Here is a 12,849-nt window from a genome sequence, read left to right on the forward strand (position 1 = left end):
GATTTTATACCAAAAAAACAAAAGTTATCCGTCATATTTGCCCTATGTTTTCAGCAGGTATAACCGATATAAAAAAACTCAAAGAGATAGCCACCCAAGTTAGGCGCGATATTGTCAGGATGGTTCATGCGGTTCAATCCGGACACCCCGGTGGCTCTCTGGGTTGTGCAGATTATTTGACCGCATTATATTTTAATATCTTGAACCATGACCAAAAAAATTTCACCATTGAAGGTCAGGGAGAGGATATTTTTATTTTGAGCAATGGTCATATAAGTCCGGTATTATATAGTGTTTTAGCACGTAATGGCTATTTTCCTATAAGTGAGCTTTCTACTTTCAGAAAGTTAAATTCAAGATTACAAGGGCATCCGGCTACTATGGAGCATTTACCCGGCATAAGAGTAGCAACAGGTTCGCTGGGACAGGGTTTGAGTTTTGCTACCGGCATTGCACTGCAAAAGAAATTGGATAAAGACCCAAGCTTGGTTTATGTTAATTTGGGTGACGGAGAATTGCAAGAAGGTCAAAATTGGGAAGCCATCATGTATGCTGCCCATAACCAAGTTGATAACCTTATTGCAACAGTTGATTTTAACAAACAGCAAATAGACGGTTCAACTGTGGACATCATGGGTTTCAACAATCTTCGAAATAAGTTTGAATCCTTTGGCTGGCTTGTGATGGAGATGGATGGAAATAATATGGAACAAATCTTGCAAATCATGAAAGAAGCAAAGTCAAAAGCAGGAATGCAAAAACCGATTGTAGTTTTGATGAAAACAGAAATGGGAGCAGGAGTGGACTTCATGATGGGTTCGCACAAATGGCATGGAATTCCACCCAGTGACCAACAGTTAGCAGATGCACTTGCTCAATTACCGGAAACCTTGGGTGATTACTAAAAAAAATATATGAATTCCATCTTCAAAAAAATCTCATTTTTCTGTCTATTAGCATTTTTGCAGAGCAATATTCCTTTATGGGGACAAGCTCAAACCAAAACCCCTAATACAAAGTCGCGCATACTCATCATTTTTGATGCTTCCGGAAGCATGAATGCACAATTTGGCAGCACAGATCGTATGACTGCTGCAAAAGAGATGCTGTACAAGCTGGTAGATAGCTTAGCGACTTTCCCCAATGTAGAACTTGCGTTGCGCGTTTATGGACATCAAACAGACTTGAAATTTAACGATTGTAATGACACTAAATTAGAAATTCCATTTGCCCCTTATAATCACGAATTGATAAAGAAGAAAGTTTCGACATTAAGACCCCGAGGATACACACCTATTGCACGTTCCTTAGGTCAAGCAGCTAATGACTTTCCTCAGGATAACAAAAGCGTTAGAAATATCATTATTCTCATCACGGATGGATTGGAAGAATGTGACGGAAACCCGTGTGAGGTAAGCCAGGAGTTACAAAAGAAAGGGATTTTCTTAAAACCATTTATTATAGGCGTTGGTTCCGACCCCGATGTATTCAGAAAGTTTTTCTCTTGTGCCGGCAACTACTATGATGCAAATTCAATGAACGAGTTTGAAACCGTTGTAGGTGTAGTGATTTCCCAAGCATTAAATGCCACAAGTTGTCAAATTAACTTGGTAGATGGAAACAAAAAACCATTAGAAACCAATGTAAACATGACCATTTATGATGCTGTAACCGGTGTTGAGCTCTATAACTATTACCATACCATGAATGCTTATGGCGTACCGGACACTTTGTTTTTAGACCCCATGCGCAGATATAATATTAGGGTACACACAATGCCCAATATATACAAGGAAAACATTTCTCTGATTCCCGGCAAACACAACATTATTGCATTAGACGCGGGACAAGGCACTCTAAAATTGGTGGTGGACGGTGTTACAAGATATGACAGATTACAAGCCATTATTAGGTTAAAAGGAGATATGACGACTGTAAATGCTCAAGATTTTAACACCTCCAAGAAATACCTCAATGGTGAATATGATATAGAAATTCTTTCGACACCTCCCATCTTTGTGAATGTTAAAATAACACAAGATAAAACTACCGAAATAAAAATCCCTCAACCGGGCAAATTAAATCTTACAAAAACAAAAGACTATGTAGCTGCAATATATAGAATCGAAGGAGGTAAAACCATTTGGGTTGCTGATATTGAGGATAAAAAAGTCAATCAAGTAATAGTCATGCAACCGGGCAACTATATTGTAATAGGAAGAGCAAGAAGTGAAACAAAAACTATTTATACATTCCAAAAAGAGTTTACTGTGTTTTCGGGCAGAGTAACAGATTTTACATTCTAACACACACATGAGTATCAGTACACAAATAACAGAAATGAAAGATACCCGTTCCGGATTTGGAGCGGGCTTATTAGAAGCGGGAAAACAAAATAAAGATATAGTGGCACTCTGTGCTGACCTCACCGGTTCTTTGAAAATGGATGCTTTTCAAAAGGAATTTCCAAACCGTTTTTTTCAGGTTGGAATAGCAGAAGCAAACATGATGGGAATAGCCGCAGGGCTGGCTTCCGGAGGCAAAATTCCTTTTACAGGTACTTTTGCAAATTTCTCTACCGGCAGGGTTTATGACCAAATCCGACAATCCATTGCCTATTCTGATAAGAATGTGAAAATATGTGCTTCTCATGCAGGACTCACTCTCGGAGAAGACGGTGCTACACATCAAATTTTGGAAGACATCGGGCTGATGAAAATGTTACCAGGCATGGTGGTTATCAATCCATGCGATTACAATCAAACAAAAGCCGCTACATTAGCAATTGCAAGCTATCGAGGACCTGTTTACCTTCGCTTTGGCAGACCAAAATGGCCTGTATTTACCGATGCTAACCAGAAGTTTGAAATAGGCAAAGCGTGGCAAATCCAACAGGGAGCTGATGTGAGTATATTTGCTACCGGACACATGGTTTGGGAAGCCATTTTAGCAGCAACAGAACTCCAAAAAGAAGGCATTTCTGCAGATTTAATTAATATTCATACAATAAAACCTCTTGATGAAGAATCAATCATCAATTCGGTTAAGAAAACCGGTTGTGCTGTGAGTGCGGAGGAACATAATAGAATTGGCGGGCTTGGTGATAGTATTGCCCAAACTCTTGCAAAACATTACCCTGCGCCACAAGAATATGTTGCTGTAAATGATAGCTTTGGTGAAAGCGGAACTCCGGAAGAATTGTTGGTGAAATATGGATTGACTGCAAAAGACATTTATAATGCTGCTAAGCGAACAATGCAAAGAAAGAGTTAACTGTAAAAACTATTGTATTTATTAGTCTCTTGTCTGAGACAAGCGCAATAAAGAGAAAAGCTTACGACATTGTAAAGCCCCTAATCTTACTCCAAGTAAACACTCAAATTTTGAGGATTTGAAGCATCGAAACAAATATGTTCCTGGAATGTAGTTGCCATAGAAATCCCTACATAATCTCCTTTAACAGGGAATTTTCTGTGGCTGCGCTGGGCAAGAAAACAAGTTTCAATACGTCTGGGGTCATTGGCTGCAATTACGACCAAAATATCCATTAATGTTTTGCCTGTATTTAATACATCATCAACTATAATAATAGTTTGGTTTCTGAGTTTATGCATATCTATACCCAGAATAACACCCTTATTGATAGAGATAGAAAAAAGCTCCGTTTTGATTTCGTTCAACTTGTTTACCTCTTCAGCGATTAATTTGGCTAAAAGCCCTCCACGTTCACCAATTCCTCCGAAATAAACCAATTTTTCATTTAGATTATTTTCTAAAATTTCATACGCAATCCTTTTAACCTTTTGTCGAATTTGCGCATCATTCAAGATGTAATCCCTCTTTTCCATTACTGTTGTGATGGTGCAAACATAATCAATATACAGATTAAATTTCCAAAATGATTTTGCATATTTGAAAAATACAACTATTTTTGCACTCCCTTTTCAGAGAACGAAAATGAAAAAAGACATTCACCCAAGCAGTTATAGACATGTAGTATTTAAAGACATGTCTTCAGATTATGAGTTTCTGACCAAGTCATGTGTTAACACAAAAGAAACCATCAAGTGGAAAGACGGCAACGAGTATCCATTGTTTAAGTTAGAGATTTCCGACAAATCACACCCTTTCTTTACAGGTAAACAAACCTTTATTGATACCGCTGGAAGGGTTGATAAATTTAATAAGCGTTACGCTAAGAAATAATTAAACCAAAAAAGATTATGCAAAAGGCTGTCGGGTTTCCTACAGCCTTTTTTTATTTTTGTAAAGCCTTGAGTCTGATTACTTATTCTGATTATGTTGAACTGAGAGAAAAAATATACTCATCCAGATTGTCTTTTTTTCTTGGCAAACTCTCTTTGAGTGCTCAAAAGAGAGTACAATCTCATTGGAATGCAGGAGAACTTCCGCCTAATAATTGGTGGAATATTCCACTTATCAGAAAAAGATGGAATGAAAAAATCACGGGCAGTAAGGATATATCCTACATCCAATATTTAGCAGACACCTATTTGTCCGAAAAAACGAATCTCAGTATGCTTTCTGTTGGATGTGGAACCGGAAGTCAGGAAATCGAATTCTTGAATACCCAAAAGTTTGCACACATAGATGCCATTGATATTGCACACAATAATATTGAATATGCACACACAAGAACGACCGACAACAAGCTCCGCTTCATTCACAACAGTTTTGAAAATTTTAAGACAGAAATCAAATATGATTTGATTTTGTTTCATTCTTCACTGCACCATTTGAACCGACTGGAAACCGTTATATTGCGAGTAAAAAGCATGTTGACTAAGGGCGGAATCCTTGTCATACATGAATATACAGGTCCTGACAGAATCAATTGGAATAGAGAGCAAGTAGAATGTGCCAATAACCTTCTTAAAACCATCCCTTTAGAAAAAAGGCGGTATTTGAGTGGAAAGATTAAGTCAAAGCAAACTGCTCCCGGCAAACTCAGAATGATTATTGCCGACCCTTCTGAGGCAGTCGAATCATCATCAATTCTTCCGCTATTGCAAACCCATTTGAAGACTTTGGAAATGAAAGGGTATGGTGGCAATGTTTTAGTTCCATTATTGAAAGGAATAAGCCATCATTTTATTGATGAAGATACAGAAAACACTCTCTTACTTGAAAAGTTTTTTAAAGATGAAGATTTGTTTTTAAAGAATTATCGGGACGATTATCATTTCGGAGTTTGGGCATAAAAAAAGGAGCAGTTGCATAATGCAACTGCTCCTTTAATCAAATATTTAAAACAGTTATTTCTCTAAAATAATTTTCTGAGTATAAATCTTGCCTTCGAACATTTTAATCTGAATCAAATAAACACCCGCAGCATGTCCTGTTAAGTCAACTGTAAACACGTTTTCCAATGAATTAAGTGTATTTGATAATACAACGGAACCCAAAGCATTAACAACAGTTACTGAGCTCAAAACAGATGAACCGGAATTTGCAAAGTTAATAACACCTGTAGTTGGATTTGGATACACATTGATACCTGCATTTGTCAATACATCTGACACATCAAGATTTGCAACGCTATGTCCCAATATCTTTTCACAACTACATCCTTCCGGAGAAGTAATTTTTAATTTTACATTAAACACAGCGTCTCTAGTAAACTGGTGAGTTGGGCTCTGTTCTGATGAGGTAGATCCATCTCCAAAGTCCCATGCGTATTGCACACCTGATTGTGAAATTGCTTTAAAATCAAACCCTCTATATCCGAATGTATAATTATGATTTGAGGTAAAATCACAAATGGGCGTAACTCCTGCTGAAATAGTTTTGGTAATCGAATCAGGGCAGGTTCCAAGCATTGATTTTGAAACCAAAGTAATTGAATAGTCCTTTGGTGCATTATTAGAATAGACATGCTTTGGTGCAAGTTCATTATTGTATATCTTTCCATCTCCCATAATCCATGTATATTTAGGTGTGCCGAATTTTACTACTGTGGTATTATAAATATCTATCATTTCACCAGAACATACCGACCCTTTCACAATAAAATCAGATTTAGGTTTGTGCACTGACTGAACTCTTATTGAAGCAGAGGACTTACAGCCATTTGAGAAAGTGGCAGTCAGGTTGACAGATTCGTAATCAGCGTATTTAAATATTACGGAAGGAGTGGCATCAGTATAGTTTACAAAATCAATATTCCATTTATAATCCACAGTTAACCCACCGGGTACGTCCACGTTGCTGTTAAAAATAGTTGGCAACCCTACACAAGCGTCAGAATTTGTTATGTTAATTATAGGAGATGGTTCAACTTTAACCAACTTAGTAATTGAATCAGTACAACCAAATTCGGATTTAGCAATCAATTTAACATTGGCATTACCAATATTTTTGAAACTATATAGGGGATCCTTATCGGTAGAAGAACCTTCACCGGCACCAAATTTCCATACACTTGACCAATTAGAGAAAGCAATTGTTGTTTTGTTGTCAAATTGGACTCCGTTACCCATACATTTCAGTGCAGGGAAATCAAAGTTGGGGACAGGTATTGCATAAGAAGTAACACCTTTTTGAAAAATGTCTATACACCCCTTATCTGATGTAACAGTCAATGTAACAATAAATCTTCCGGGGTTATTATAGATAGCCGTTCCATTGGTTGAAACACCTGTTTGCCCATCTCCATAATCCCATTCGGTTGTGGGCACTCCTACTATATTTGTAGATGTATTGGTAAGAGTAATCGGACTTCCGAAACATGCATCTGTATGAACAAATGTAGCGTTTGGAGTTGGGTTTATAGTGATAGATTTTGTTATAGTCTTTTCAAAACCAAAAGGCACAGTCCTTGTCCTTAATGTAATTTGATAAGTCCCCGCTGTATTATAAATAGGTGTTGGGTTAGTTTTTGAACTTACTTCTCCATTTCCAAAATCCCACTTATGAGACAAGTAACCTGATGACACAGTAGAAAGATTTTCGATTTCAACAATAGTGTGTTCGCAGGTTGTAGAATTGATTTGAAAATCAGGAGTACCATCATCTACAACAAGAACCTCCATTAGGATAGTAGAGTCACATAGAGTAGCAACATTTTCAAATCTCAATTCGTATATAATAGCCTTACCGTCATAGGATTTGTCAGGTATATTCAAAGTCCACTCACCACCGGTTACCATATTATGTGTGTAGGTTGTGGTAGAAGGTGGAAGCAAGTTACCTCCAATCTTTTCATAAGCTCTTGTATACACATTATAACCGGTTGGCATACCATAATCTCCATTTGCAAACCCGTTTGGCGCAGAGACCTTATACGTCCAGGTTTCTCCGGCAATTGATTTCCAAAACGGATGTTGTTCTGTAGGTGCAACTCCGGTTCCGGTAGTAACTTTTGTAAGCACACTACCACTTGGACTAACGTCTAAATAAGGTGAAGAGTATGTGAATGCATTATTAGACATCTGTTCATCTGTATTTAATATACTAATCTCTATAGTATTAATTCGCCCTCCCACGAGGTTTACGGCTCTATTCATTACTAAAGATTTGGATTCACCCGGGCTAAGATTATACGAGATTGTATCTAAATAAACTCTTGTGCCTCCATTAATTTTAATTTTAAAATAAATATCTCCGACAAAGGGAAAATTACCGGTATTTGTCACTTGCAAATCAATCGGATAATCTCTTCCACAGAAAGGTGCAGTGAAAGTGCTCGATGCCATTGTTACAGACAAATCTTTAATAGACACCAACCCTCCGGGATCTGTTCCTGTTGATTTTCTCACTCTCAAATCAGCATCATAAGGGATACTTGACAAATACGGAGTTTTATCATGAAGTGCAGCATTGGTGATATGTAAGTTAGAATAAGGGCGGCTATCATCTTGATAAGCAGGGTCTAAATTTCCGGAGTTTAAATCATAACCTGAAGTACTCCTCCAAGTTGCAATATCAGATATCATCGAACCTATATAATTTCCAAGGCTACTGCCTTTTGAGTATAAGTTATTATTATCAATTGTTACATTGGTCGTTGTAATGTTTGTACTGCCGAGATAAAATGCGGCTGCATTCCCTTCACTTGAAAACAAATTATTAAGCAAATCCACTCTTCCTTGTGAGGCTGAAGTAGTATATGCCCCTTGGAACCAAAATCCTGCTGAATTTGTATTATCACCTGAAGACACATTAACAGTATTATGATAAAACTGGGAATTAGATTGATTGGTAATATAAATCCCTCTGGTCAGTGTAGACAAAGATGGACCCGGACCGATATTTATCACATTATTAGATATTAAAAAATGCCAATCGACACTAGGGTAAGAAGTATTTACACCTAAATACTGGAGATACATTCCATACCCACCGTTGTTATAATAAATTTTATTCCCGTCAATAATAGTTCTGTTATCCTGTATAGGGCACATAATCCAATATAGGTACATGCCATTATAGTTGGTATAGCTTTTTGTTGAATATATTAGGTTTCTATAAAATTGAAGCCCCGCATAATAATACACCCTAATACCCATATAATATTGATCAATAAACTGACAGTTTTCCACTCTTAGATTCTGTGCAGATTGTCCGGCTCCATTACTACTTGAAGAATAAATGTATAACCCGTAAGAACCGTCTGTAAACTTGCAATTTTTAAAGCTCCAGAAATTAGATATGACATTAGGTTCTTCATAAACAATCGCATGATTCACTGATGTTGTAGCAGACTTATACCCTATAAATTCAACATTATCAAATGTAATATACTCATTGTTTTTAGGAAGATGCAGTATTCTGGCAAAAGAAGTATTTGTGTTTGTCATCTTCATATTCTTGAAAGTATAATAACTTGCATCTTGTCCAAACTCAAGCACAAAATTATTGGCAGCAGTAGTAGAATTAAATTGCAAAGTTTCTCCGTTGCCATTTATAGTAATTGTTTTAGAAGTACTGGAACCGGGTATTTTTTTAAGTATTAATTGTTCATTATACGGACCGGAAGCCGACACAACATTGACAGTAATGGCAGCCGAAATTCCATGACATGACAAAGAATCCGACAGGTTTGTAAAGCTTTGGAAGTTTTTGCGTGTTGCGGCAGAGCCTTTATCAATGGTATAGCTATCCGCTCCATAGGTGTTTTTAACAGTATTAACTTGTATAACATTGCTAGAGCTTGACAGCCCTGAGTTACTGCAAAGTAAAGATACTCTATACCATGTTGTAGCAGTTTGTGAAGTAGTCATATCTTCTCTCATCTCATTGCCAAATGTGCTCCAAGGACCGGAAGCACTGGATGTAGATTTTTGCCATTGCATTGTAATACCACAAGATAAAGTAGGTCCTGCCAATTTTAACGCAAAATTCTGACCTGAACATGCAAAACCTTGCGCACTGAGAGTTCCTGCTGTAGGTGTTCCGGAACATGCACCTGTACAATAGATTACTTCAATATAAGGAGGTGCTACAGAATTATAAGCTCCTTGTGCATTATAGTATGAATTATCACCTGAGGCATAGTTAAAACCTAATGAAATAAAATTACCCATTCTGCTTTGAACATAGGTATTCGCAGCCGCCCCGAGAGCATCCGAACCGGTATAATCATCTACTGTTGGAGCAGAAGTTCCATTATTTTTAGTAACCGGATTATTCCAACGATAAGTGCTTGTAAAAATAGCACCACCCGTGATTGCGTTCCAAATATTAGCTGCAACATCTGCTACAGGGTCAACTGTACCCATAGAATGAATATATACATATTTGTCATATTCCTGTCCGGGATAATAAGAAGCGCCATAATATTTAACCGACATAACAGTTGCGCCCGCAACGTTGGGGATGTTAAACTTAGCCCAAGCGGTATAGGTACTTCCAATATATAACATTCCATTGTTCTTTGCAGACGATGAACTTTGATAACCTGTCCAATAGGTTGCATTTGTTGGCTTTATAGTCCATATCGGGTCAAGAGCCAAAGGAAATACCCGAGCTTCTTCCCTCATCCAGTCTAAAGGAAAACCGGTTATAAGTTTAAGTGTATTTCCTTCTCTTTCAAAAGTGATATCTCCTTTGCATAGAAAATCTTCTTCTGATTTATAGTTTTTGGCAGCCCTAGAGTCCTCACGCATCATAGGTTGGGGAATACTTGCCATGATTTGCGTGCCTACATAGAAATTGATTGTGTTATCTTCTTTTACTGCTATCCAATTTTCAGGTATAGTTACGGTTTCCTCAATCATCAATTTTTGAAATTGAGAGGGGATTTGCTCTATAAAACTTCTGTCTCTGATAATCAAATCAAAGTTTCTACCCATATTATTTTGAGAATATTTGATGTCCAACGAAGGATAGATATCTGAATAAATAATATTTTGACCTTCAAGGTTAGCTACAACTGTTGCAGAAAGTTTGAAATTTTTTACTGAATTCTTGTTTTTACTGTTTGAAGCATAAACCTTCGTAACCATCTCTGTGATTTTATGCCCATCTTCTGTGATAGTAATAATGGGCTGTTGAGTAGGATTTGAAGAATAATAAGTTTGAAAACTATTACCCAAATTAGCATAGGGATAATCCATAAAAGTGCCGCTTTGATTTGGCAAAATGGTCAAATCAATGTCTTCCCATTTATTTCCTTTTTTATAGTGAATAGGACCGGCAAATGACATTAATTTAGCACTTCCATTGCCCAGCAATATAGTTTTTGTTGTTTGGGTTCTTTCAGATACAATCTCTGATTGACCGTTTAGGTCGGGATAGAGTTTGACTGAATATCCGGGTACATACCCAATATTGCTTGAAACTACTTGATTTGTTTGATTGCTCGTTTGAGCATTAGCAGGTCTAATTGCAATAAAAAATAGGATAGGAATGAATCCCATCATTACTTTTTGCGACCAATTGAAATTGTAAAAATTACTCATGATTCTATTAATATTTTAAATATACTTTTTAACCCATCGAATGTAGGTTTGTAAAAGACAGAAGATGAATAAGCAATTGTTACAATATACTAATCACGTGACAAAATAGACAATATATTCTCTCTAAATTTTTATCAAAACTGCCCCTAATTCCTTATATGTAAAGTAAGTACATGTATTCAAAATGATGAAAACACGGACATAATATTTACGACCGCAATTCAGACAATAACTAAAATAGAATAGATGACTCTGTCAACTATTAATCAAAAAGTAAGAAACCCGTTGATTTAACTTATTATAACCATATAAATAAGACTATACATGGTTTTCGGCATGGTAAGAAGATCTTACACGAGCACCACTTTCAACAATTTGAAAACCTCTGCGCAACCCCTCTTCTTTAAAATGTGCGAATTTATCAGGGGTAACATATTCTTTGACATCCAAATGCATTTTGGTCGGTTGCAAATATTGACCTAATGTGAGCACATCACAACCATGAGCCACTAAGTCATCCATAGCTTCATATACCTCTTCGGGGGTTTCTCCAAGCCCAAGCATAATTCCTGATTTTGTGCGGGCACCTCTATCCTTGGTTCTTCTGATTTGCTCGAGGCTTCGTTCATATTTTGCTTGCGGACGCACAATTCTATACAGCCTTTTGACTGTTTCCATGTTGTGAGAAACAACTTCGGGTTTTTCGTCAATAACTATATAGAGCAAATCCCACAGTGCTTTGAAATCGGGAATCAAGGTTTCAATTGTAGTGTTTGGGTTCAACCTTTTGACTTCTCTTATTGTTTCTGCCCAAACTGTTGCTCCTTTATCTTTAAGTTCATCTCGGTTTACTGATGTAATAACCGCATGTTTCACACCCATTTTTTGAATAGCTTCGGCTACTCTGATAGGTTCATCTCTATCATAGTGTGTGGGTTTGCCGGTTTGCACAGCGCAAAAAGCACAAGAGCGAGTGCAAACATTGCCCAAAATCATAAAAGTGGCAGTGCCTCTTCCCCAACACTCGGCAATATTGGGACATTTGCCCGACTCACATATAGTATGCAAGTTGTTGTCACGGGTTATTTGTTTGATTTTGGTATAGTTTTCCCCTGAAGGTATTCTAATTTTAAGCCAATCAGGTTTGATAATTCGGTCTTGTTTCTCGGTTTCTTTCACTTCGCTCATATCTCGAAATTTAGCACCGCAAAACTAATATAAAAAGCTGCAATAATATGGGGTTGTTTATGATCGTACATTATTTCCGGTCGAATAGGAAATGCGTCCAGCATAAAACCTCCTTCAATTCTATTAGGTGAATTCGAATAATTTCCAAACTCCATAATGAGACCTTGCTTCACAAAGAATGATGGAATCAATCGTGCACTTGTCAATCCTTTATCGTAATAACTGTGTGCCAAAATAATATTAGAGCGCTCATGAATACGAGGGTCGTATCGAACTGTTATAAAACCTTGTTCATTTTGACCGGGTGTGATATAGTCTATATATATAGGTATTTGAAGTGCAAAATTTATACCCGCAGTTGAGTTCCAAATTAATCCAATGGCATTCCTATCCGGTCTTTTTATCAGTGTAATTTCCTTACCATAAGCCGCTTTGATTTGCAATATCTGATTGATTTTACCGTATTTGAAAGTGCCGGGTTCAATATTAGAATTGGAACTTGTCATCCCAACATTTGAAATTCTTAACTCTTTATAATCTTTCAAACCAATTAAATTCAATTCATAATTGGTATTCATCCTGTTTTGGCTCTTTTCTCTAATTGCAAAGCCAATACCATTCCCTCTATTGCCGATATGCACATTAGTAGAAAGCATATAATTTTGTCCATATCCTTGCAACATCGAGCTAACAAGGACAAAAACGAAGACAAAGATTTTTTGAGTGTTCACGTAGGGTT

9 protein-coding genes are annotated in these 12,849 nt (G+C 37.0%); 5 read left to right on the forward strand and 4 right to left on the reverse strand.

What is annotated here, in order from left to right; translation table 11 throughout:
- Positions 1-44 precede the first annotated feature (44 nt).
- Genes M9892_03005 through M9892_03015 form a run of 3 tightly spaced genes read left to right on the forward strand, consistent with a single transcriptional unit; the run spans position 45 to position 3,273 of the window.
- The gene (locus M9892_03005) at positions 45-905 is read left to right on the forward strand and encodes a transketolase (GenBank protein MCO5253316.1); all 861 of its coding nucleotides are present in this window, start codon (positions 45-47) and stop codon (positions 903-905) included.
- A gap of 9 nt (positions 906-914) precedes the next feature.
- Positions 915-2,306, forward strand: coding sequence for a VWA domain-containing protein (locus tag M9892_03010; GenBank protein MCO5253317.1), 1,392 nt, complete (start codon positions 915-917; stop codon positions 2,304-2,306).
- A 7-nt stretch (positions 2,307-2,313) separates the two neighbouring features.
- Positions 2,314-3,273, forward strand: coding sequence for a transketolase family protein (locus M9892_03015; GenBank protein MCO5253318.1), 960 nt, complete (start codon positions 2,314-2,316; stop codon positions 3,271-3,273).
- Between the two features lie 86 nt (positions 3,274-3,359).
- On the opposite strand, the gene M9892_03020 is transcribed toward M9892_03015, so the two are convergent.
- Positions 3,360-3,848 (reverse strand): phosphoribosyltransferase, encoded by a 489-nt coding sequence (locus tag M9892_03020; GenBank protein ID MCO5253319.1) that lies wholly within the window; start codon positions 3,846-3,848, stop codon positions 3,360-3,362.
- A 109-nt stretch (positions 3,849-3,957) separates the two neighbouring features.
- Between M9892_03020 and M9892_03025 the strand changes: the two genes are divergently transcribed.
- Both M9892_03025 and M9892_03030 read left to right on the forward strand, forming a co-directional pair.
- Positions 3,958-4,206 carry a type B 50S ribosomal protein L31 gene (locus M9892_03025; protein ID MCO5253320.1) on the forward strand — a complete coding sequence of 83 codons (249 nt, stop codon included), beginning with the start codon at positions 3,958-3,960 and terminating at the stop codon, positions 4,204-4,206.
- 17 nt (positions 4,207-4,223) lie between these two features.
- On the forward strand, positions 4,224-5,222 hold the full coding sequence (locus tag M9892_03030) for a class I SAM-dependent methyltransferase (protein ID MCO5253321.1): 999 nt from the start codon (positions 4,224-4,226) through the stop codon (positions 5,220-5,222).
- A 54-nt stretch (positions 5,223-5,276) separates the two neighbouring features.
- Here M9892_03030 and M9892_03035 read toward each other — a convergent pair whose 3' ends face one another.
- The 3 genes from M9892_03035 to M9892_03045 all read right to left on the reverse strand — a co-directional run bounded on the left by M9892_03035 (position 5,277) and on the right by M9892_03045 (position 12,793).
- Positions 5,277-10,922 (reverse strand): PKD domain-containing protein, encoded by a 5,646-nt coding sequence (locus tag M9892_03035; protein MCO5253322.1) that lies wholly within the window; start codon positions 10,920-10,922, stop codon positions 5,277-5,279.
- A gap of 318 nt (positions 10,923-11,240) precedes the next feature.
- Complete coding sequence (lipA, locus tag M9892_03040; protein ID MCO5253323.1) at positions 11,241-12,110, reverse strand: lipoyl synthase; 870 nt, start codon at positions 12,108-12,110, stop codon at positions 11,241-11,243.
- On the reverse strand, positions 12,107-12,793 hold the full coding sequence (locus M9892_03045) for a hypothetical protein (GenBank protein MCO5253324.1): 687 nt from the start codon (positions 12,791-12,793) through the stop codon (positions 12,107-12,109). The genes lipA and M9892_03045 overlap by 4 nt, the downstream gene beginning before the upstream one ends.
- Between the last annotated feature and the right edge of the window lie 56 nt (positions 12,794-12,849).

Source organism: Bacteroidota bacterium, assembly GCA_023957335.1.
Taxonomy (GTDB): Bacteria; Bacteroidota; Bacteroidia; order NS11-12g; family UBA955; genus JALOAG01.